Raw genomic sequence first — 21,885 nt, 5'->3', positions numbered from 1 at the left:
GGGTTCCTCATGCCGGTGCTCATGCCAGGGTCCTCATGCGTCGTTCCTAGTCCCCCGGCGTCGGGTTGTCGAGGAGTACGGCGTCAGGCCAGCTCGCCGCGCGCGAGGCTCACACCCGAGTGGGTGGGATCGCCGTCGTCGGGCTCGACCGAGATGTCGACGATCCGGTAGCCCTCCTCGATCAGGCCGCGCGGCACCTGGAACTCCCCGGTGTCCCCCTCGGCCAGCACGCCGAGCGCGACCATGCGCGTGCCGTCGACGTTGATCAGCCACACCTCGTGGAAGCCGTCCTCGTCGCCGAGCTCGCGCGCCGACACCCGCAGGGTGACCATGTCGTCCTCACGCACGGCGCGGGCGACGCCGCGGTCGGCATCACTGTCGAGCGCGGTGAGGTCGGCCGCGGCCACCACGGCGCCGGCGTCCGTGGGCTGCGCCTCCGGCGTCACGGACTCGTCGTCCGCGGTCAGCCGGCCCAGACCCAGCCCGACGACCAGCGCGATGCCGGCCGCGAGGCCGGCGGCCCACACCGGGACGCGGCTGCGGCTGGCCTCCGGGGTGGCAGCCACGGGAAGGGGCACCGCGCGCACCACGCCGTCGTCGGACGGCACGGGCGAGCGGACCTCTGCCAGCACCAGCTCGCGGACCCGGGCAGAGGCGGGGACGAGCGGCTCCTCGCCCGCGAGACGTCGTACGTCGGACAGGGCGGCCGCCGTGGCGCGGCAGTCGGCACAGGAGTCGACATGGCGGCGCACGTCGGCCGGGCTCTCGTCGGGCGTGAGCACGAGCGCGGCGAGGTCGTCGAGGTCGACGTGGGTCATCGGCGCACCCCCTCGAGCTGCTGGTGGATGTGGATCAGGCCACGGCGGACGTGGCTCTTGACGGTGCCGAGCGGAAGGCCCGTGGTCTCGGCGATCTCGGCGTGGCTGCGCTCCTCCCAGAAGGCGAGGAACACGATCGTGCGGCGCGGGTCGGGCAGGTCCTGCACGGCCTGGCGCACGACGAGGCGGTCCGCGATCTCGCGGTCGGCGGCCTCGACGGTGAGGTCGGAGTCGGGAACCGCCGCCACCGCCCGTGCCCGGTCGACGTCTCGCGAGCGCGCGGCGCGCACGTCGGAGATCTTGTGGCGGGCGATGCCGATCAGCCAGGAGGGGAGGGCGGACGGGCTCGGGGTGAGCGTGTGGCGGCTGCGCCAGGCGGCCACGAAGACCTGCTGGGTGACGTCCTCCGCGTCGTGGGGGTCGTGGAGTGCGCGCAGGGCACAGGTGTGGACGAGGGCCGACCAGCGGTCGTAGATCTCCTCGAGCGCGCTCTCCTCGCCCGCGACCAGCCGCGCGGCCACGGACAGGACGTACTCGTCCTGCTCGCCCTCGAACTCGCGTACGCCGGTGACCACGGCGCCACCGTAGTCGCGGGGCGGGCGGGTGGGGAACGCCACCGAGCTCACCGGCGCTCCCCACCCCTCATCGCTGGACCGCTGTCCAAAGACTCAGAGGTCGATCGGACGCAGGACACGGTCGATGCCGTGCGCGACCTGCTTGTTGCCCTTGTTGAGGTCGAGGGCCTTGAGCACGACCTTCGGGTTCTGGTCGCTCTTGTCCAGGTCCTTGAGCGTGATCGACAGGCTCGGCTTCTTCTTGATGCTGACCTTGACCTTGCCGCCCTGGGCGGTGGCGAGCTTGGCGCCGCCGGACTTGAGCACCTTGCCGCTGGTCAGGGTCTTGCCCGGGACCACGTGGTAGAGCAGGACGGTCTCGATCGTGTCGACACCGGCGAGTGCGACCAGGGACTCGAAGATCTTCTTCTCGCTCTTGATCGTCTGGCCGGTGAGGTCCTTGACCAGCAGGCGGAAGGCCTGGTCGGTGGGCGCGAACACCGTCAGGCGCTGGCTGCCGTCGGCGAGCAGGGCGACCGGGGAGTCGGGCTTGGCGCCGACGACGGCGAGGGCCGCCTCGGTCACGATGTCGAAGTCAGACGTGTTTTTGTCGAACTGGTTGCCGTCGGAGGTGAGCAGCCCGGCGAGGCTGGTCTCGCCCGGCGCCGCCTTGGCCGCGTTGGCCGAGGCTGCGGGGGCGGTCGCCGACACGGCGCCGAGTGCGAGGGCCGAGGCTGCGAGCAGGGTGGGTACGCGTCGCTTCATGGGGGTCCTTCCGTCGGGGGCACAGGGTCGCGCCCGTCATCCCCTATCTCCGGACGAGACCCACCACTGGATGCACCCGGGCCGTAGATTTCTCGCATGGACCTGATCCCCAAGCCCGACCAGGTGATCGCCGCGGCGGGAAACGTCGCGCACACCCTGCTCTACGGCGGGCTGGCCGACCTGCGGCCGATGCCCCGCACCCTGATCGACGACGGGGAGCTGCGGGAGGTCTACCACTACCGTCCCGACCGCGAGGTCGCCGAGACCGGCGACCCGGTCCTGCTGGTCACGCCGCTCGCGGCGCCCGCCCTCTGCTTCGACCTGCGCCGTGGCTGCTCCCTCGTCGAGCACCTCGTGACGCAGGGCCGTCCGACCTACCTGGTGGAGTACGGACAGGTGTCGTTCAAGAACCGCACGCTCGGGATGGAGCACTGGGTCGACGAGGTCCTCCCCGAGGCGATCAGGACCGTCCACGAGCACTCGGGGGGCCGGGGCGTGCACCTGGTCGGCTGGAGCCTGGGCGGCATCTTCGCCCTCCTCGTCGCCGCCGACCGCCAGGACCTGCCGATCGCGTCGCTGACGATCGTCGGCTCCCCCGTCGACGTGACCAAGGTGCCGCTGGTGGCGCCGGTGCGGCCGCTGCTCAACCTGACGCAGGGCACGGGGGCCATCACCCGGATCTACCGCGCGCTGGGCGGCGTACCGACCCCGCTGGTCAACTGGGCCTTCACGGCCGCGTCCGCACAGAAGGTGCTGACCAAGCCGCTGGCGGTGCTCACCCACCTCGACGACACCGACTACCTCGCACAGATGGAGGCGGTCACCAGGTTCATGTCCAGCATGACCGCCTACCCGGGCCGCACCTTCGGCCAGCTCTACCACCGCTTCGTCAAGGGCAACTCGCTCGCCCGCGGCCGCATGGAGCTCGGCGACCGCACCATCGACCTCGCCGCCATCACCGTGCCGGTCCTGGTCTTCGCGGGCAACACCGACGGCATCGCGCCGCTGCCGGCGGTGCGGGCCGTGGTGCCCCTGCTGAGCGGCTCGCGCGAGGTCCGCTTCGAGGTCGTGCCCGGTGGGCACCTCGGCATGATCACCGGTCGCGCGGCACGCGGCACGACGTGGCAGGTCACCGACGAGTGGGTGACCGAGTGGTCGGTGGGCCTGGTGGCGGCGCCCGCGACGAAGGCCCCCGCGAAGAAGGCTCCCAGCAAGAAGGCTCCCGCGAAGAAGGCTCCCGCGAAGAAGACCGCCAGCAAGAAGGCACCGGCGAAGAAGGCGCCGGCCACGAAGGCTGCCTCGCCCGGCACCATCGGCTCCAACCCCTCGCGGCGCTACGGCTCGGCGGGCTCGCGGGCGCTGGGCCAGCGGTGACGACCACGACCGGGGCCGCGCGACTGCCGCGCGGCGTGCGGATCGGCTACGGCAGCGGCTCGGTCGCGACGGGCGCCTTCGGCACCGTGCCCGGCCTGATGCTGCTCCCCTACCTCACCGACGAGCTCGGCATCGCCGCGCTGTGGGCCGGCGTGATCGTCTTCGCACCGAAGGCGTGGGACGTGGTCCTCAACCCGATCGCGGGCCGCGTCAGCGACCGCACCGTCGACCCGGCCGGACCGCGCAGGCCGTGGCTGATCCGCGCCGGCCTGATGCTGGCGGGCGCGTTCGCGCTGATCTTCGCGGCCCCCGACCTGGGGAGCTCGGCGTTGGAGGCCGGCTGGGTGCTGGTGTTCTTCGTGCTGGCGGCGTCGGCGTACGCGTTCTTCCAGGTGCCCTACGTCGCGATGCCGGCCGAGATCACGGCGTCGTACGACGAGCGCACCCGGTTGATGACGTGGCGGGTCGCGATCCTGGCCTTCACGATCATGCTCGCGGGCGCGACCGCCCCGGTGATCCGCGACGCCGTCGGCGGACGCGACGGCTACCGCGTGATGGGCGTCGTCATGGCGGTCCTCATCGTCGTCGGCGTGGTTGGCGCGTGGTGGGGCACCCGGCACGCACCGATCGGCGCCGTGGCCGCCGGCGCCGGGTCGCTGCGCGAGCAGCTGCGGATCGTCGCGCAGGCCCGCGACTTCCGGGTGCTGCTGACGACGTTCCTCCTCCAGGCGCTCGCCACGGGCTGCATGCTCGCGGGCGTCGACTACCTGGCCGGCGAGGTGCTCGACAGCTCGGGGGCGGCCACCATCCTCTTCGTCTGCTTCGTCGGGCCGGCGCTGCTCCTCACACCGGTGTGGACCTCGGTCGGCACCCGGATCGGCAAGCGCCGCGGCTATGCGATCGCCTCGCTCGTGCTCGCGGCCGGCGCCCTCCTGGCAGCCACGGCCAGGGTCGCTCCACCGGCCGTGGTCTTCGCCGCCACCGCGCTGGTCGGCGTGGGCTACGCCGGGTGCCAGGTCTTCCCGATGGCGATGCTCCCCGACGCGGCGGCGGTCGACTCCGCCCGCACCGGGGAGAACCGGGCCGGCGTCTACACCGGCGTCTGGACGGCCGGCGAGACCCTCGGGCTGGCGATGGGTCCCGCGGTCTTCGCGGTCGTGCTCGCGCTCGGCGGCTACCTCTCCAGCGAGGGTCGCGAGATCACCCAGCCGGACTCCGCCCTCACCGCGATCACCCTCGGCTTCTCTGTCCTCCCCGCAGCCCTGACCCTGCTCAGCCTCTGGTGGCTGCGGCAGTACACCCTCGACGCCGCCGAGGTGGCGGCAGCGGAAGGAGCCCTTCGGTGAGCGAGCGAGCCATTCAACACCGCCCGCCATGTGCCTCATGCGCACACGGAGCGAAGCGAGTACGCGCATGAGTTCTCCCCTCGACCGGCTCAAGGCACTGCAGGGGGCCGACCTCCCGGTGCACGGCGGCCGCACACTGGCCTACGTCTACGACTCCGGCGACCCCGAGATCGACCGGATCGCCCGCGAGGCCGTGGCCGCCTACGCCGCGTCCAACGCCCTCGACCCGACGGCGTTCCCGTCGCTGCTCCAGATGGAGAACGAGCTCGTCGGCTTCGCCTGCGGCCTGCTCGACGCTCCCGAGGGGGCCGTCGGCACAGTGACCTCGGGAGGCACCGAGTCGATCCTGCTGGCCGTGCAGGGCGCGCGGGACAGCCGGCCCGACGTCGCGCGGCCGCGCATGGTGCTGCCCGCCACGGCCCACGCCGCGTTCCACAAGGCCGCGCACTACTTCGGCGTCGAGGCGGTCCTGGTGCCGGTCGGTCCCGACTTCCGCGCCGACGCCGGCGCGATGGCCGCCGCGATCGACGACGACACCGTGCTGGTGGTCGCCAGCGCGCCGTCGTACGCCCACGGGGTGGTGGACCCGGTGACCGAGATCGCCGCCGCGGCGGCCGCCCGCGGGGTCCGCTGCCACGTCGACGCGTGCATCGGTGGCTGGGTGCTGCCGTACGCCGCCCGGCTGGGGCGCGCGGTGGTGCCGTGGACGTTCGCCGTCGACGGGGTCACGTCGATCTCGGTCGACACCCACAAGTACGCCTACGCCCCCAAGGGCACCTCGCTCCTGCTGCACCGCGACGCCGGGCTCCGCGGCCCCCAGTTCTTCGCGTCGGCCGCGTGGCCGGGCTACACGATGCTCAACGCGACCACGCAGTCCACCCGGTCGGGCGGACCGATCGCCGGCACCTGGGCCGTGGTGGAGCACATCGGCGACGACGGCTACGTCGAGCTCGCCGACCGCGCCTTCGCGGCCGTCGACGCGATCGTCGCGTGCATCGGGTGTGAGCCGGCCCTGCGGCTGGTCGTGGCGCCCGACTCGACCCTGGTCACCCTGGCCACGGACGACACCCTGGACCCGTTCACCCTGACGGACGAGCTCGTCTCCCGCGGGTGGTACGTCCAGCCGCAGCTGTCCTTCGGTGACGACGGCCCCAGCATCCACCTCTCGGTGAGCGCCGGGACCCTCGCCCACGTGGAGGAGTTCGCCTCCGCCCTGTCGGAGTCGGTCGCCGCAGCGGTGGCGGCCGGTCCCGTCGCCGTGGATGCCGGCGTGGTCGCCTTCATCGAGGCGCTCGACCCGGCGGCGCTGACCGACGACGACTTCGACGGCCTGCTCGCGGCCTCCGGCCTGGTCGGCGCGTCGACCGAGGGCGACCTCGAGCTGCCGACCCGCATGGCCGAGGTCAACGCGATGCTCGACGTGGCCTCCCCTGCGATGCGCGAGGCGCTGCTCAAGGCGTTCCTCGACCGACTGCAGCGACCGGTGCGTCGCGCATGAGCGCGCTGGAAGGACTGGTCGAGAAGGGTCTTGTCGCGCCGGACTGGGCCGAGGCGCTCGCGCCGGTCGACGACCGGATCGCCGCGATGGGTCGTTTCCTCCGCGAGGAGGTGGCGGCCGGCCGCGGCTATCAGCCGGCCGGCGACCTGGTCCTCCGGGCGTTCCGGCGCCCGCTGGCCGACGTACGTGTCCTGGTCGTGGGACAGGACCCCTACCCCAACCCGACGCACCCGATCGGGCTGAGCTTCGCGGTCGAGCGGCACGTGTGGCCGCTGCCGCCGAGCCTGGTCAACATCTACGTCGAGCTGCGCGACGACCTCGGGGTCGTGCCGCCGCGCCACGGCGACCTGTCCGCGTGGGCCGACCAGGGGGTGATGCTCCTCAACCGGTCGCTCACGGTCCGCCCGGGCGACTCCAACAGCCACCAGGGCAAGGGCTGGGAGGCGATCACCGAGCGCGCGATCGTGGCGCTCGCCGAGCGGGGCGGCCCGGCAGCGGCGATCCTGTGGGGTCGGCACGCGCAGTCGCTCAAGCCCCTGCTGGGGCCGATACCGTGGGTCGAGTCCGCGCACCCGTCCCCGCTGAGTGCCCGCCGGGGGTTCTTCGGCTCGAAGCCCTTCAGCCGGGTCAACCGGCTGCTCGAGGAGCAGGGCGCGCCGCCGGTGGACTGGACCCTTCCGGAATATAATTGAATTCTGTACTATTGGGGATGTCATGACCACATCGATGCCTGCCCTCTACATCGGCCACGGTGCGCCGCCACTGCTCGACGACCCGATCTGGTCGGGGCAGCTGTCCGCCTGGGCCCGCGACCTGCCGCGCCCGAAGGCGATCCTCATCGTGAGCGCTCACTGGGAGTCCGCGCCGGTGAGCCTTTCCGCGAGCCGCGCGCCGCTGGTCTACGACTTCGGCGGGTTCGCGCCGAAGTACTACCAGATGACCTACGAGACGCCCGACGCCACGGCCCTGGCCCAGCGGGTCGCGGCGATGATGCCCGACGGCGAGCCGGTCCACCAGCACGCGACGCGCGGCCTCGACCACGGCGCGTGGGTGCCGCTCAAGATCATGTACCCGCAGGCCGACATCCCGGTGCTGCAGATGTCGTTGCCCACGGACGACCCGCACCGCCTGATGAAGCTCGGCGAGCGCCTGCGCCCGCTGCGCGAGGAGGGCGTGCTGATCATCGGGTCGGGTTTCCTCACGCACGGGCTGCCGTTCCTCAAGGAGTTCCGGATCGAGGCGGAGGCGCCCGGCTGGTCGAAGGACTTCGACCTGTGGGCCGCCGACGCGCTCGCTCGCGGTGACGTCGACCTGCTGGCCGACTACCGGTCCAAGGCGCCGGGCATGCCGTACGCCCACCCGACCGTCGAGCACTACACGCCGCTCTTCGTCACCCTCGGTGCGGCGACGGCCGCCGACGCCCCGGGCACCCAGGTCATCGACGGCTACTGGATGGGGCTCTCCAAGCGCTCGCTGCAAGTGGCCTAGTCTCGATCCGTGCGCGTCCTCTCGATCCAGTCCCACGTCGCCTACGGCCACGTCGGCAACTCCGCGGCCGTCTTCCCGCTCCAGCGCCTCGGCCACGAGGTGTGGCCCGTGCTCACGGTCAACTTCTCCAACCACACGGGGTACGGCGCGTGGCGCGGACCGCTGATCCCCGCCGAGGACGTCGCCGCGGTCATCACCGGGATCGGCGAGCGCGGGGCCTTCGCGTCGTGCGACGCCGTGCTGTCGGGCTACCAGGGCTCGCCGGAGATCGCCGACGTCATCGCCGACGCGGTCGCGCAGGTGAAGGCGGCCAACCCGGCGGCGACGTACACCTGTGACCCGGTCATGGGCAACGCGACCTCGGGCTGCTTCGTCAACCCGGCGATCCCGCCGAAGTACCGCTCCACCGTCATCCCGATCGCCGACGTGCTGACGCCCAACCAGTTCGAGCTCGGCTTCATCACCGACCGCGAGGCTCTCAGCGGCGAGTCGTCCCTCGAGGACATCCTGTCCGCGGCCGACGAGGTCCGCGCCCTCGGTCCGGCCACCGTGCTGGTGACGTCGGTGATCCGCGCCGGTGCCCCCGAGGACGTCATCGAGATGCTGGCGGTGACCGCGGACGGCGCCTGGCTGGTCACCACGCCGCGGCTGCCGATGAAGGCCAACGGGTCGGGAGACATCACCGCCGCGCTCTTCACCGCGCACCTCCACGAGACCGGCTCGCCCGCCGATGCCCTCGCCCGGACGGCCTCGTCCGTCTACGCCGTGCTCAAGCAGACCCTCGACTCCGGGGAGCGCGAGCTGCGGCTGGTCGCCGCCCAGGACGCCATCGCGGCGCCGGCGTGCGAGTTCGAGGTCGAGCAGGTCCGCTGAGGGATCGTGGAACTTCGGTGCTGGATGTCAGCACCAGAGTTCCACGATCTCGTCGGCCTGGAGCCGGTGACAGGAGTCGAACCCGCGACATCTTCTTTACAAGAGAAGCGCTCTACCAACTGAGCTACACCGGCGTGCGTCCGGGGACGCGGCGGCAATCCTAGTCAGCGCTCTCGGGCTGAGAGGATGGCACCCGTGAGCCTCCTCCACCTCCCGCACCACGACGGCTCCCCGTTGCACGTCTCAGCCGAGGCACCCGCGCTGGGCGACACCGTGACCGTCCGGGTGCGCACCCGGGCCGCGGACCCGGTCGACGCGATCTGGCTGCGGACGACGTACGACGCCGAGCCGGTCTTCCACCCGACGACGTCCTCCACCGAGGGCGACACGGTCTGGTGGGAGGCGCGGCTGCCGGTGCACAACCCGGTGACGGGCTACCGCTTCCTGCTCGTGCGGGGCGAGGCGCAGGAGTGGCTCACCGGCGCCGGCCTGGTCGGCCACGACGTGCCCGACTCCGCCGACTTCCGGCTCGCCGCGCACCCGGCCGCACCCGACTGGGGACGCGACGCCGTCGTCTACCAGGTCTTCCCCGACCGCTTCGCGCGCTCGGCCGCAGCCGACGACCGACCGGTGCCCGACTGGGCGCTGGCGGCCGAGTGGGACGACGAGGTGGCCTTCGAGGGCCACGACCCGCGGACGCCGATGCAGCTCTTCGGCGGTGACCTCGACGGCATCACCGAGCACCTCGACCACGTCGCCGAGGTCGGCGCCGACGTCGTCTACACGACGCCCGTCTTCCCGGGCGAGAGCAACCACCGCTACAACGCCACCACCTTCACCGAGGTCGACCCGCTGCTCGGCGGCGACGAGGCGTACGCCCGCCTGAGTGCCGCGGTGCACGAGCGCGGCTGGCGGATCCTCGGCGACCTGACCACCAACCACACCGGCGACACCCACGAGTGGTTCCTCTCCGCCGTCGACGACCCCGACGACCCGCACCGGTCGTTCTACTCCTTCAACGACGACGGCACCTACGCCTGCTGGATGGGCCACGGCACGTTGCCCAAGATCAACCACGCCGACCGCGACGTGCGGCACGCGATGGTCGAGGGTCCCGATTCGGTGGTCGGGCGCTGGCTGCGACCGCCGTACGACGTCGACGGCTGGCGCATCGACGTCGCCAACATGACCGGCCGGCTGGGCGAGATCGACGTCGCGCACGAGGTCGCGCGCGCCGTGCGGGCCACCGCCGCCGAGCTGCGCGAGGACCCCTGGGTCATCGGCGAGCACAACCACGACGCGACCGGCGACGTGGACGGCGACGGCTGGCACGGCACGATGAACTACTCCGGCTTCTCCTGGCCGGTGTGGTCGTGGCTGCGCGACCCCTCCTCCCCGGCCCGAGCCTTCGGTCGCCCCGTCCCGGTGCCCCGCCGCGACGGCGAGGCCGTGGTCGACACCTTCCGCGCGTGGCAGGGCACCCTCGGCTGGCGGGCGACGTCGTCGAGCTGGAACATCCTCGGCTCGCACGACTCCGCCCGGATCCGCACCGTCGTCGGCGGCGACGCAGCGGTGCACCGCGTGGCGGCCGGCCTGCAGTTCGCCCTGCCCGGCATCCCGATGATCTTCGCCGGCGACGAGATCGGTCTCGAGGGCGTCAACGGCGAGGACTCGCGCCGCACCATGCCGTGGGACCGGCGCGAGGAGTGGGACCGCGCCACCCTCACGACGTACGCCGACCTGGCCCGGCTGCGTCGCGCCCACCCGGCGCTGCGGCGGGGCGGCCTGCGCTGGGCCCACGTCGACGCCGACACGATCGCCTTCGTGCGCGAGCACCCCGAGGAGTCGGTGCTCGTGGTGGCCCGCCGGGCGGCTGGAGGTGCGTTCGACCTGCCCGTGGGGGCCGGCCGGCACCTCTTCGGGTCCGAGCCCGGCGGCGCCGACCTCGTCGTGGCGCGCGACGGCGCGGAGGTCCCCGCCTCGGACGGACCGCGGTTCGACGTGTGGGAGCTCGGCAGCGAGTAGCTGGTTTCGACACGGCGTCACGCCTCGCGAGCTCGGTCGCGGCCTCGCTCAACCCGACACCTCCATGCCATGCACTCGTGCCTCGTGCACGACTAGTGTCGCCGTATGTCCATGCGGATCGTCGCCAGCCGGCCTGACCCCGCCATCCTCGGACTGCCGTGGGACACCCCGCTCGAGGAGTGGTCCGACGACATCGTCGTGCCGCTGCCGCGCGGACTGTCGCGTCACGTCGTGCGCATCGTCCGGCTCGGCGACCGGGTCTACGCCGTCAAGGAGACCCAGGACGACATCGCGTTCCGCGAGTACCGGATGCTGCGCGACCTGCAGCGGCTCGGCATGCCGGCGGTCGTCCCGCAGGGCGTCGTCACCGGTCGCGAGGACACCGACGGCGACGAGCTGCCCGCGGCGCTGATCACGCGTCACCTCCAGTTCTCGCTCCCCTACCGCAGCCTCTTCAGCCGCGGGATGACCGCCGAGCACGTGCCGACTCTCATCGACGCGATCGTCGTGCTGCTCGTGCGGCTGCACCTGGCCGGCTTCTTCTGGGGCGACGTGTCGCTCTCCAACGTGCTCTTCCGCCGCAACGCCGGCGAGTTCGCGGCCTACCTCGTCGACGCCGAGACCGGTGAGCTCCACGAGGAGGTCAGCGACCGGATGCGCGACTACGACATCACCGTCGGCTGCGAGAACATCTTCGCCGAGCTGATGGACCTCAGCGCCAGCGGCGCCGTCCAGCAGCCGATCGACGGGTTCGCGATCATCGAGCACCTGCGCACGCGCTACGAGGCGCTGTGGAGCGAGCTGACCGGGCTCGAGGAGTTCGGCGCCGACGAGATGTGGCGCATCGAGCGGCGCGTGGAGCGGCTCAACGACCTCGGCTTCGACGTCGACGAGCTCGACATCGTCACCGACCTCGACGGTGACACCATCCGGATCCAGCCCAAGGTCGTGGACCTCGGCCACCACACCCGCGAGATCCAGGCCCTCACCGGCATGACGGTCGAGGACAACCAGGCCCGGCGCCTGCTCAACGACCTGGCGTCCTTCACCGCCCACTACGACCTGGGCCGCGAGGACCGGCACCTGGTGGCGAGCAAGTGGATGCACAAGATCTTCGAGCCGATCATGGCGATGATCCCGCCCGACGCGACGCGCAAGCTGGAGCCGGCCGAGATCTTCCACGAGATCCTCGAGCACCGGTGGTACCTCTCCGAGCAGGCCGGCTACGAGGTCGGCATCCACGAGACCGCGCGCGACTACATCGACCGGTTCCTGACCGCCAAGCCGGACGAGGCGATCACGGGGCAGGAGTGACCGGCTCCCACTCCCCGACCAGCCACGAACCGTCGGTGCGCAGCCGCACCCACTGGAGGCCGACCGGCCGCCCGTCGGCGTACGTCACGAGGCTGACGTCCGCGTCGCGGCGCGGCTTGCTGCCCAGCGCGATGGCGTACGCCGCCCCGCCGGTCGTGCCGTTGGTCCAGGTGTAGCCGGTCGCCCCGTCCTCGCCCGCGACAGCGTCGGGACCTGCCTGGACGTGCGTGTGCCCGCCCACCACGAGGTCGACGCAGCCGCGGCCGAGCGCCTCGCGGCCCAGGTTGGCGTCGTGGACCAGCACCGTGCTCACCCGGTCGCCGTCCGCCGCGGCCGCGCAGGCCGCGTCGGCCAGCCGTTCGCCGACCTCGGTGAAGCTGAGGCCGGACTCGTCGCGCCAGCTGCCCAGCCCGCTGCTGCGCGGGTCGTCGACCCCCAGCAGGGTGCCGCCCCAGGGTGCGTCGACGACCTCGCCGTCGAGCATCGTCCAGCCGAGGTCGGCGAGGTAGGAGCTGACGAAGGTGCCGTGGTCGTGGTTGCCGGCCACACCGAAGCGCTCCCAGTCGTCGAAGGCGCCGGCCAGCGAGTCGAGGCTGAACGCCTCCCACGGCTGCCCCGTGGAGGTGTCGTCGCCCGCGTCGAGCACGACCGTGGCGCCGGCCGCCTCGCCGATGGCTCGAGCGACCCGGTCCATGCCGATGTTGTCGTGGCGGTCGCTCACCACCAGCGCGACCGTCTCGCCCTCCTGCGGCTCCCTGAGGTCGAGGTCGACGGCGCCGTCGGCCGCGGTGGAGTAGAACGCCTTGCTCTTGTCGTAGGTGTCGACCGCGCTGAGCACGAGCCGCTTGCTCTCGGTGGTCACCGGACCGGTCCGGATCTCGATGTCGCGCACCTCGTCGGGCAGGGTGACCTCGGGGCCGACGAAGTCGGCGAGGGTCTGCCACTCGCCCTGCTCCTCCTGGGTCTCCTCGGGCGACTGCCACGGCTGCCAGATCAGGACCGGCAGCGTCAGCAGCAGCACGAGGGCGAGCAGACCCTGGCGGGTGCGGAGTCCGCGGAAGAGCTGGCCGCGCCGGTGGCGCCCGAGCAGCAGGAAGACCGCGACCGGCAGCAGGCCGACACCGAGTCCGCGGACCGCGGCGGCCACCGCCATGTCGACGACGACGCCCTGCACCTTGTCGACCTGGGCGGTCGGGTCGCCCGCGATGAAGGCGTAGCGCTCGACGAGCTCGTCGACCGAGCCGACCTCCGTCTTGCCGAGGGTCAGCGTCACCCCGACCGGCCCGATGTCGCGGAAGCGGAAGTCCGGCAGCAGCGGCCCCGTCTGGATCAGCGCGTCGCGCGCCATGGTCGGTCGTACGACGGTGTCGTGGCCCACCAGCACCACCGTGCGGCTGCTGTTGAGGAAGAGCGACGCCGCCACCGCGAGCCCGAGGACCGCGCTCAGCCCGGCCAGGGTGACCCCGACCAGCACGCGCCGCGACCGGCTCATCCGGCGGGTCTCATGTCAGGCGGGCCTGCGAGATCGAGTAGAGGGCGACCGAGGCCGCCACACCGGCGTTGAGCGACTCCAGCTGGCCCGCCATCGGGATCGAGACGATCTGGTCGCAGGTCTCCGCGATCAGCCGGCCCAGGCCCTTGCCCTCCGACCCGACGACCACGACGAGCGGCCCCTCGGCCAGCCCGCCCGGGGCGATCAGCTCGGGCAGCGAGATGTCACCGTCGGCGGCCAGGCCGACGACCATGCAGCCCGCCTCCTGGTAGGCCTTGAGCTGGCGGGTCAGGTTGACGGTCTGCGCGATGGGCAGCCGCGCGGCCGCGCCGGCGCTCGTCTTCCAGGCCGAGGCGGTCATGCCGGCGGCCCGACGCTCGGGGATGACGACCCCGTGCGCGCCGAAGCCCGCCGCCGAGCGCACGATCGCGCCGAGGTTGCGGGGGTCGGTGACGGAGTCGAGCGCCACGATCAGGGCCGGCTCCTTGGCCTCGTCGGCCCGGTCGAGCAGGTCGTCGGCGTGGGCGTAGTCGTAGGCCGGCAGGCGGGCCGCGAGGCCCTGGTGCACGGCTCCGCTGGTCATCCGGTCCATCTCGTTGCGGGTGACCTCGAGGAGCCGCACGCCCTGCTCGGCGGCGAGCTTGAAGGCCTCGCGCAGCCGGTTGTCGCGCTCGGCTCCCTCCGCGACGTAGATCGCGGTGACGGGAACGCCGCCGCGCAGCAGCTCGACGACCGAGTTGCGACCCGCGGCCCACTCGGCATCGGACGACGTACGCCGTCGGGTGCCCTGCTTGGCCTTGGCGCGCTCCGACTTCACGGCGTCCTTGTGGGCCTGGTGGTAGGGACGGTCCTTGGCCTTGGGCGTCGGCCCCCGGCCCTCGAGGCCCCGGCGCACGCGACCACCCGAGCCGGCCGTGGGGTTGCCCTTGCCGGTCTTCTTGATGGCGCCCTTGCGCTTGCTGTTGCCTGCCACGTCACACGCTCCACTTCGGTCCGGTCGGGGTGTCCTCGACCTCGATGCCTGCTGCCGCGATCCGGTCCCGGATGGCGTCGGCGCGGGCCCAGTCCTTGGCCTCGCGCGCGGCGGTCCGCTCGGCGAGGAGTCCCTGCACGAGGGCGTCGACGACCGCGGTGAGCGTGTCGTCGGAGCCGCGAGTCGCCCAGGCCGCGTCGGCCGGGTTGAGCCCGAGCACGTCGAGCATGGCGACCACTTCGCCGAACTTCTGGCTGAGCGCGTCGGACGCGCCGTCGGCCAGGAGCCGGTTGCCCTCGCGGACGGAGTCGTGGATGACGGCGACCGCGGCGGGCGTGCCCAGGTCGTCGTCCATCGCCGCCACGAAGGTGTCGGGCAGCGCGGCGAACCAGGTGCCGACGACCGGCGCGGCCCGGTCCAGGAAGTCCTCGATCCGGCGGAAGCCCTTGGCGGCCTCGTCCAGGGCCTCGAAGGAGAACTCCACGTGGCTGCGGTAGTGCGCCGCCACCATGTAGTAGCGCAGCTCGATCCCGCGCACCCGCTTGAGCACCTCGGGGATCAGCAGGGAGTTGCCGAGCGACTTGCTCATCTTCTCCCCGGCCGTGGTGATCCAGGCGTTGTGCAGCCAGTAGGACGCGAAGGGGCGCCCGGCGGCGCGCGACTGGGCCTGCTCGTTCTCGTGGTGCGGGAAGCGCAGGTCGACGCCACCGCCGTGGATGTCGAAGGCGGGGCCGAGGTACTTGCCGGCCATCGCCGAGCACTCGATGTGCCACCCGGGGCGTCCGGGGCCCCACGGGGAGGGCCAGGCCGCGGTGGCGGGCTCGCTCTCCTTCTTGTGGCCCTTCCAGAGCGCGAAGTCGCGGGGGTCGCGCTTGCCGCGGGGGTCGGCGTCGCCCGCCGGCTCCATGTCCTCGATGCGCTGGCGCGTCAGCTCGCCGTACGACGCCCAGCTGCGCACGTCGAAGTAGACGTCGCCGCTGCCGTCCTCGGCCGCGTAGGCGTGCCCGCGCGCGATGAGCTGCTCGACGAGCTCGACGATCTCGGGGACGTGGCCGGTGGCGCCCGGCTCGTAGGTGGGCGGCAGGACGTTGATGGCGGCCAGGGCGGAGTCGAGCTCGCGCTTCATCGCGGCTGCCAGGGCGTACCAGTGCACGCCCTGCTCCGCGGACTTGGCGAGGATCTTGTCGTCGATGTCGGTGACGTTGCGGATGAAGTCGACGTCGTAGCCGCTCACGGCGAGCCAGCGCCGCAGCACGTCGAAGTTCACCGCGGAGCGCACGTGCCCGACGTGCGGCTCCGACTGCACCGTGAGCCCACAGACGTAGATTCCCGCCTTGCCCGCCACCAGGGGGACGAAGTCGCGGGTCTCGCGCGTCGCAGTGTCATGGAGCCTCAGAGTCACCCGCCGAGTCTAGGGGCGGCGACGCTCCCGGCCCGATTCGCTGTCGCCCGCCCGAGCACCCGGGTGTGTGACTCCTGGGACGCATGGGGCATGCCGGGGTTATCGTCGTGCGGTGCTCCGACGCCCCGCCGCCCTCGCCCTGGCCCTCCCCCTGCTGCTGAGCAGCGCCCTGACGGTCCCCGGGAGCGCGTCCGCGACGCAGCCCCAGGCCCGCACGCGCGCCACCCCGCAGGTCGCGCTCACCTCGTGGAGCACGTACGCCGACCTCAAGGCCGGCCGCCGCCAGGGCCTCAAGCTGGGCCGCGGGCAGGTGTCGATCCTGGCCGCCAGGCCCCGCACCGTCGCCGGTCGCGCCTACGAGGGTGGCACCTGGACCTCCCCCTGGGCCACGCCCGGGTTCGGCGCCACCTCGCTGATCCCGACGTGGGAGGCCACCACCCCGGGCAGGAGCATGGTCCGCGTCGAGGTCCGCGCCCGGGCGGCCGACGGCGCGACCGGCACCTGGGACACCGTCGCGGACTGGTCGCGCACCGGCCGCCCGGTGCCGCGCACCACCTACTCCGGACAGCCCGACGACCTGGGCCGGGTCAGCGTCGACACCTGGTACGCCGCCACGTCGATCTCCTCCTGGCAGGTCCGCGTGACGCTGCTGCGGCCGAGGGGCTCGAGCCTCGGCGTCAGCCTCGAGCGCGTCGGCGCCGTGGCCTCGGCCGACACCTCGACGCCGAGAGCCACCTCGCAGCCCGGTCCCGGCGTGGGCACCGTGCTGCCGGTCCCGGCGTACTCCCAGATGGTGCACAGCGGGCACTACCCGCAGTGGGGTGGCGGCGGCGAGGCGTGGTGCTCGGCGTCCTCGACGGCCATGGTCCTCGGCTACTACGGCATCTCCCCCACCCCGACCGGAATCACCCCTGGCCACGTCGACGCGGTCGTCGACCACACCGCCAAGATGGTCTACGACCACGGCTACGACGGCACCGGCAACTGGGCCTTCAACACCGCCTACGCGGCGACGCTGGTCGCCGGCGACTCCTACGTCACCCGGATGCGCGACCTGCGCGAGGCCGAGGACTACATCGCCGCCGGCGTGCCGCTGGTCGTCTCCGTCGCCTTCGGTCGCAACCAGCTCACCGGCGCGCCGATCTCGGCGAGCAACGGGCACCTGCTGGTCGTCGTCGGCTTCGAGGCCGACGGCGACGTGGTCGTCAACGACCCCGCGGGTGCCACCGACGCCGAGGTGCGCCGCGTCTACGACCGCGCGCAGTTCGAGCGGATCTGGATCGCGGCCTCCGGCGGGACGGCGTACGTCATCCGCAACAGCTGACGGGCCGCTGGGTCAGGAGGCGCTGACCTCGATCGTGTGCAGCCCGGTCGAGCCGTCGGGGTCGGGACTGGCGACGACGCTCGTCTGGGTCTCGCCGTCCTTGCCGATCGCCCTCACGCGCACCTCGTGGTCCCCCTCGGTCAGGTCGAGCGTGACCGCCCACTGCACCCAGGTGTCGACCGACGGCACCTCGCCGAGCTCGGCGCGCTCCCACTCGTTGCCATCGACCTGCACCTCCACTGCCGCGATGCCGGTGTGCTGGCGCCACGCCACGCCACCGAAGGACACCGCCCCAGCGGAGACGTCGTCACCCGAGCGGGGCACGTCGATGCGGGAGGCGATCTTGACCGGCCCCTCGGCCGACCAGCCCTTGGTGGTCCAGTAGCCGACCGCCTGGTCGAAGGTGGTCACCTCGTAGTCGACGACCCACTTGGTGGCCGAGACGTAGCCGTAGAGACCCGGCACGATCGTGCGCACAGGGAAGCCGTGCTCGATGGGCAGCGGGCGACCGTTCATCGCGACCGCCAGCATCGCGTCGCGGTCGTCGGTGAGGGTCTCCAGCGGCGTCGCGCAGAACCACCCGTCGTGCGAGGTCTGCAGCACGCAGTCGGCGTCGGCGCTGACGCCGAGGTCGGCGAGCAGGTCGGCGATCCGGATGCCGCTCCATCGCGCGTTGCCGATCAGGCCGCCGCCGACCTCGTTGCTCACGCAGTTGAGGGTGATCCACGACTCCGTCATCCGGCGGGCGACCAGGTCGGAGTAGGTCAGGGTCAGCTCGCGGTCGACGAGACCGTGGATGCGCAGCGACCACTCCTCGGGCTCGATCGTCGGCAACGCGATGGTGGTGTCGATCCGGTAGAAGTCCTCGTTGGGGGTCTGCCACGGCGCGGTCCCCCGCAGCCCGAGCGAGGTGGCGGCGGGCGCCTGTCGGCGGGTGACGCCGGGGATGCGGAGCAGCCGCCGGCTCACCTCGACGTGGCGGCGTCCCGCACCGACGAACCGGCCCGCGACGGCGATGCCGACCGATGCCACCGAGACCGCGCCGGCGACCATGAGGAAGACGCGGCGCTCCCGCGACGCCAGCTCGGGTCGGCGCTGCTCGCGGAAGAGCGCGTCGGTCAGGGCGGAGTGCACGGTGATCCAGGTGACCAGCCCGACGAGCACCGGCAGCGCGTCGACCAGTCCGGCGTTGCGCTGGGTCACGACCGACGCCAGGCCCAGTCCCGCGAGCGCGATCCACACCAGCATCGGCCGCCACCAGCCGCCGCGGGCCAGCAGGCCGGCCGCGGCGAAGCAGGCGAGGAGGAGGACGAGGATGCCCGTCACCAGGGCGGGCTTGTCGTAGTGGCCCAGGATCGAGATCGCGCGCTCGGCGGCGGCGCCCGGGGTGAGCTTGATGACCTGCTCGGCCACCGCGACGACCGGCGCCTCCCGGATGGTGAGGACGCCCGCAGTCGCATAGCTGGTCGCCAGTCCGGAGAGACCTGCGAGGACTCCGGCCAGCACCCAGGGCGTACGGCGTGTGGTCACGAAGCCATTGTGGCAAGCCCTCGGGCATGATGCCGACGTGAAGTCCTTGCAGCCCGGAGACGTCGGCGTGCCCCGCATCGGCATCGGCACCGACGTGCACCGCCTGGTGGAGGGTGTCCCGATGCACCTGGCCGGGCTGGCGTGGCCGGACGAGCCGGCCGGGCTGGAGGGTCACTCCGACGCCGACGTGGCCGCGCACGCCGCCTGCGACGCGCTCTTCTCGGCCACCGGGCTGGGCGACCTCGGCACCAACTTCGGCACCTCGGAGCCCGAGTGGGCGGGCGCGTCCGGCGCCACCCTGCTCGCCGAGACCGCCCGACGGGTGCGCGCCGCGGGCTGGGAGATCGGCAACGTCGCGGTCCAGGTGATCGGCAACGTCCCCCGCCTCGGCACCCGCCGCGAGGAGGCCGCGACCGCGCTCTCGGCCGCCGTGGGCGCTCCGGTCAGCGTCTCGGCCACCACGACCGACGGGCTCGGCCTGACCGGTCGCGGCGAGGGTGTCGCCGCGATCGCCACGGCGCTGGTCCTCCGCTAGGCCCGCCCCCACTCCCCGCGCAGCGCCACCGGCGCCCGCGGGCGCACGCCTGCCGTGACCCCGACCCAGGGGTCGCCGGGCGAGCTCGCCATGCCCGGCTCGCGTCCCAGATGGTGAGGCGATCCGCCCTGCCCCCTTGTGCTGCGTGACGTGGGTCACCTACTCTCTGGTCATACGTGACGATCACACGCACATATGTGCAGAGGAGACGCGATGAGCACCGCCCCAGGGACCGACCGCGAGACCGCGCGACACGCGCTGCTGACCATGTGGACCATCCGGCGCTTCGAGGAGGCCGTCGACGACCTCTTCGCCCGCGGGCTGATGCACGGCACCATGCACCTCTGCATCGGGCAGGAGGCGTCGGCCACCGGCGTGTGCCTGGCCCTGCGAGCCGACGACGCGATCACCTCGACCCACCGCGGCCACGGTCACTGCATCGCCAAGGGCGCCGACCTGACGCGGATGATGGCCGAGCTTCTCGCCAAGGAGACCGGCTACTGCCGTGGGCGCGGCGGCTCGATGCACATCGCCGACGCCGCCACCGGCAACCTCGGCGCCAACGGGATCGTCGCCGGGGGGATCCCGATCGCCGCCGGCGCCGCGCTGGCCTACCAGATGCGCGGCGAGGACCGCGTCGTCGCGTGCTTCTTCGGTGACGGCGCCGCCAACGAGGGCGCGTTCCACGAGGCGGTCAACCTCGCCGCGATCTGGAAGCTGCCCGTCGTCTTCATCTGCGAGAACAACAAGTACGGCATGTCGTTCTCCACGGAGAAGTCGATGGCCATCGAGAACATCTCCGAGCGCGCGGCCGGCTACGGCATCCCGGGCGTCACCGTCGACGGCAACGACCTCGACGCGGTGCACGACGCGGTCAGCACCGCGGTCGCCCGCGCGCGGGCCGGTGAGGGTCCGACGCTGGTCGAGAACCTCACCTACCGGTGGAAGGGCCACAGCAAGTCCGACAAGAACCTCTACCGCACCAAGGAGGAGATCGCCGAGTGGCGCAGCCAGGACCCGATCCTCCGCTTCGAGGCGAAGGTCAAGGAGTCCGGCCTGCTGTCCGACGAGGAGGTGCAGGCGATCCGCACCCAGGCGATGGAGCAGATGCGCGACGCCGTACGCCGGGCCAACGCCGCCCCGGACGCCGATCCGACCGACCTCCTCGACGCGGTCTTCGCGCGAGCCTGAACAGGAGCACACCGTGACCACAGCAGCGACCGAGACCGGGCCCGCGACCGACCGCGTCATCACCTACTCCGAGGCCGTGCGCGAGGCGATCGGCCAGGCCATGGAGGCCGACGACCGCGTCTTCATGCTCGGCGAGGACATCGGCGTCTACGGCGGCGCCTTCGGCGTCAGCGGCGACCTCTACCACCGCTTCGGCGGCGACCGGATCCGCGACACCCCGATCTCCGAGCTCGGGATCGTGGGCGCCGCCGTCGGTGCCGCCCTCGCCGGGATGCGGCCGATCGTGGAGATCCAGTTCTCCGACTTCACCAACCAGGCGATGGACCAGATCGTCAACCAGGCCGCCAAGATCCACTACATGCTCGGCGGCGCGATGTCGGTGCCGATGGTGCTGCGTGCGCCCCTGGGCTCGGGCACCGGTGCGGCCGCCCAGCACTCGCAGAGCCTCGAGGCGTGGTTCGCCCACGTGCCCGGTCTCAAGGTCGTCATGCCGGCGACCGCGGCCGACGCCAAGGGCCTCTTGCTCTCCGCGATCGACGACCCCAACCCGGTCATCGTGCTGGAGCACAAGCTGCTCTACCGGACCTCCGGCCCCGTGCCGGAGGAGGCCGTGCGGGTCCCGCTGGGCAAGAGTGCGGTGCACCGCCGTGGCGAGCACCTCACGGTGGTCGCCACCGGTGTGATGGTCTCGCGCTCCCTCGAGGCCGCCGAGATCCTGGCGCAGGACGGCATCGACATCTCGGTCATCGATCCCCGCACCCTCACCCCGCTCGACGACGCCCCGATCCACGATGACGTCTCCCGCACCGGCCGCGCCCTGCTCGTGCAGGAGGCGCCCGGTCACGTCGGCTTCACCGCCGAGCTCTCCGCGCGGATCGCGGAGTCCCCCACCATCTACCGCCTGCTGGCGCCCGTACGACGCCTCAGCGGGCTCGACGCCCCGATCCCCTACGCCCCCCAGCTCGAGCGCGCGTCGGTGCCGCAGGTGGAGGACATCGTCGAGGCAGCCACCACGCTGATGAAGGAGTCCTGATGGCACGCCTGGCGATCCGGATGCCCAAGATGTCGATGACCATGACCGAGGGCGAGGTCTCCACGTGGATGGTCAAGGTGGGCGACGAGGTCGCCAACGGTGACGTGGTCTGCGAGGTGATGACCGACAAGGTCGACATGGAAGTCGAGAGCACGGTTTCCGGCACCCTGGTCGAGATCGTGGTCGAGTCCGGGACGGTCGCGGTCGGCGAGCCGATCGGCTGGGTCGAGGGCGAGGACGACGGTGGTGGCTTCGGCGACCTGCTGACCGCGCCGGCGGCCACCGACGCCGGTCCGGTCGCGGACCTCCCGACCGAGCCCGAGCCCGCGCCGCAGCCCGACCCGCAACCC

Annotated in this window: 20 protein-coding genes and 1 tRNA gene; 13 read left to right on the top strand and 8 right to left on the bottom strand. The window is 72.4% G+C overall.

What is annotated here, in order from left to right:
- Positions 1-83: 83 nt before the first annotated feature.
- Genes JWN97_RS06840 through JWN97_RS06830 form a run of 3 tightly spaced genes read right to left on the bottom strand, consistent with a single transcriptional unit; the run spans position 84 to position 2,137 of the window.
- Positions 84-818, bottom strand: a complete 735-nt coding sequence (locus JWN97_RS06840; protein WP_297620381.1) for an anti-sigma factor — start codon at positions 816-818, stop codon at positions 84-86.
- A complete protein-coding gene (locus JWN97_RS06835) occupies positions 815-1,444 on the bottom strand; it encodes a sigma-70 family RNA polymerase sigma factor (RefSeq protein WP_297620378.1) in 630 nt (209 codons plus the stop codon). Before JWN97_RS06835 ends, JWN97_RS06840 begins: the two co-directional genes overlap by 4 nt.
- Before the next feature lie 42 nt (positions 1,445-1,486).
- Complete coding sequence (locus JWN97_RS06830) at positions 1,487-2,137, bottom strand: fasciclin domain-containing protein (RefSeq protein WP_297620375.1); 651 nt, start codon at positions 2,135-2,137, stop codon at positions 1,487-1,489.
- A 96-nt stretch (positions 2,138-2,233) separates the two neighbouring features.
- On the opposite strand from JWN97_RS06830, the gene JWN97_RS06825 reads away from it, so the two are divergent.
- The 6 genes from JWN97_RS06825 (at position 2,234) to pdxY (ending at position 8,716) form a co-directional block, all read left to right on the top strand.
- Positions 2,234-3,511, top strand: a complete 1,278-nt coding sequence (locus tag JWN97_RS06825) for an alpha/beta fold hydrolase (RefSeq protein ID WP_297620371.1) — start codon at positions 2,234-2,236, stop codon at positions 3,509-3,511.
- On the top strand, positions 3,508-4,857 hold the full coding sequence (locus JWN97_RS06820; RefSeq protein ID WP_297620368.1) for an MFS transporter: 1,350 nt from the start codon (positions 3,508-3,510) through the stop codon (positions 4,855-4,857). Before JWN97_RS06825 ends, JWN97_RS06820 begins: the two co-directional genes overlap by 4 nt.
- Before the next feature lie 67 nt (positions 4,858-4,924).
- The gene (locus tag JWN97_RS06815; RefSeq protein ID WP_297620365.1) at positions 4,925-6,355 is read left to right on the top strand and encodes an aminotransferase class V-fold PLP-dependent enzyme; all 1,431 of its coding nucleotides are present in this window, start codon (positions 4,925-4,927) and stop codon (positions 6,353-6,355) included.
- A complete protein-coding gene (locus JWN97_RS06810) occupies positions 6,352-7,047 on the top strand; it encodes a uracil-DNA glycosylase (protein ID WP_297620362.1) in 696 nt (231 codons plus the stop codon). Before JWN97_RS06815 ends, JWN97_RS06810 begins: the two co-directional genes overlap by 4 nt.
- A gap of 22 nt (positions 7,048-7,069) precedes the next feature.
- Positions 7,070-7,843, top strand: coding sequence for a class III extradiol ring-cleavage dioxygenase (locus JWN97_RS06805; protein ID WP_297620359.1), 774 nt, complete (start codon positions 7,070-7,072; stop codon positions 7,841-7,843).
- A gap of 9 nt (positions 7,844-7,852) precedes the next feature.
- Complete coding sequence (gene pdxY / locus JWN97_RS06800; protein ID WP_297620356.1) at positions 7,853-8,716, top strand: pyridoxal kinase PdxY; 864 nt, start codon at positions 7,853-7,855, stop codon at positions 8,714-8,716.
- Between the two features lie 58 nt (positions 8,717-8,774).
- Here pdxY and JWN97_RS06795 read toward each other — a convergent pair.
- A tRNA-Thr gene (locus tag JWN97_RS06795) sits at positions 8,775-8,850 on the bottom strand.
- A gap of 61 nt (positions 8,851-8,911) precedes the next feature.
- Between JWN97_RS06795 and JWN97_RS06790 the strand changes: the two genes are divergently transcribed.
- Together JWN97_RS06790 and JWN97_RS06785 are read left to right on the top strand one after the other, a co-directional pair.
- Entirely contained in the window at positions 8,912-10,741 is a 1,830-nt protein-coding gene (locus JWN97_RS06790) for a glycoside hydrolase family 13 protein (RefSeq protein WP_297620353.1), read from the top strand.
- A gap of 105 nt (positions 10,742-10,846) precedes the next feature.
- Positions 10,847-12,055, top strand: a complete 1,209-nt coding sequence (locus JWN97_RS06785) for a DUF4032 domain-containing protein (protein ID WP_297620350.1) — start codon at positions 10,847-10,849, stop codon at positions 12,053-12,055.
- Here the strand turns inward: JWN97_RS06785 and JWN97_RS06780 are convergent.
- Genes JWN97_RS06780 through cysS form a run of 3 tightly spaced genes read right to left on the bottom strand, consistent with a single transcriptional unit; the run spans position 12,039 to position 15,922 of the window.
- Positions 12,039-13,547, bottom strand: coding sequence for a metallophosphoesterase (locus tag JWN97_RS06780; protein ID WP_297620347.1), 1,509 nt, complete (start codon positions 13,545-13,547; stop codon positions 12,039-12,041). The two genes, JWN97_RS06785 and JWN97_RS06780, sit on opposite strands and share 17 nt — an antisense overlap.
- A gap of 10 nt (positions 13,548-13,557) precedes the next feature.
- A complete protein-coding gene (gene rlmB, locus JWN97_RS06775) occupies positions 13,558-14,520 on the bottom strand; it encodes a 23S rRNA (guanosine(2251)-2'-O)-methyltransferase RlmB (RefSeq protein WP_297620344.1) in 963 nt (320 codons plus the stop codon).
- Position 14,521: 1 nt separating this feature from the next.
- Positions 14,522-15,922, bottom strand: a complete 1,401-nt coding sequence (gene cysS / locus JWN97_RS06770; protein WP_297620341.1) for a cysteine--tRNA ligase — start codon at positions 15,920-15,922, stop codon at positions 14,522-14,524.
- Positions 15,923-16,034: 112 nt separating this feature from the next.
- Between cysS and JWN97_RS06765 the strand changes: the two genes are divergently transcribed.
- Positions 16,035-17,246, top strand: coding sequence for a peptidase C39 family protein (locus tag JWN97_RS06765; protein WP_297620338.1), 1,212 nt, complete (start codon positions 16,035-16,037; stop codon positions 17,244-17,246).
- A gap of 12 nt (positions 17,247-17,258) precedes the next feature.
- On the opposite strand, the gene JWN97_RS06760 is transcribed toward JWN97_RS06765, so the two are convergent.
- Entirely contained in the window at positions 17,259-18,776 is a 1,518-nt protein-coding gene (locus JWN97_RS06760; RefSeq protein ID WP_297620335.1) for a molybdopterin-dependent oxidoreductase, read from the bottom strand.
- A gap of 37 nt (positions 18,777-18,813) precedes the next feature.
- Here JWN97_RS06760 and ispF point away from each other — a divergent pair, with 37 nt between their 5' ends.
- The 4 genes from ispF to JWN97_RS06740 form a co-directional block, all read left to right on the top strand.
- Positions 18,814-19,311, top strand: coding sequence for a 2-C-methyl-D-erythritol 2,4-cyclodiphosphate synthase (gene ispF / locus JWN97_RS06755; protein ID WP_297620332.1), 498 nt, complete (start codon positions 18,814-18,816; stop codon positions 19,309-19,311).
- Positions 19,312-19,524: 213 nt separating this feature from the next.
- Positions 19,525-20,502: a thiamine pyrophosphate-dependent dehydrogenase E1 component subunit alpha gene (locus JWN97_RS06750; protein ID WP_297620329.1), complete on the top strand. Its 978-nt coding sequence runs from the start codon at positions 19,525-19,527 to the stop codon at positions 20,500-20,502.
- Positions 20,503-20,515: 13 nt separating this feature from the next.
- Complete coding sequence (locus JWN97_RS06745) at positions 20,516-21,535, top strand: alpha-ketoacid dehydrogenase subunit beta (protein WP_297620326.1); 1,020 nt, start codon at positions 20,516-20,518, stop codon at positions 21,533-21,535.
- The coding region (locus JWN97_RS06740) for a biotin/lipoyl-containing protein (RefSeq protein WP_297620324.1) at positions 21,535-21,885 on the top strand (351 nt) is incomplete at its 3' end. The genes JWN97_RS06745 and JWN97_RS06740, both read left to right, overlap by 1 nt.

This window comes from Nocardioides sp., assembly GCF_025965415.1.
In the GTDB taxonomy this organism is placed as follows: Bacteria; Actinomycetota; Actinomycetes; order Propionibacteriales; family Nocardioidaceae; genus Nocardioides.
The sequence above is the reverse complement of the archived record's forward strand: the minus strand, read 5'-3'. Positions and strand labels throughout refer to the sequence as shown.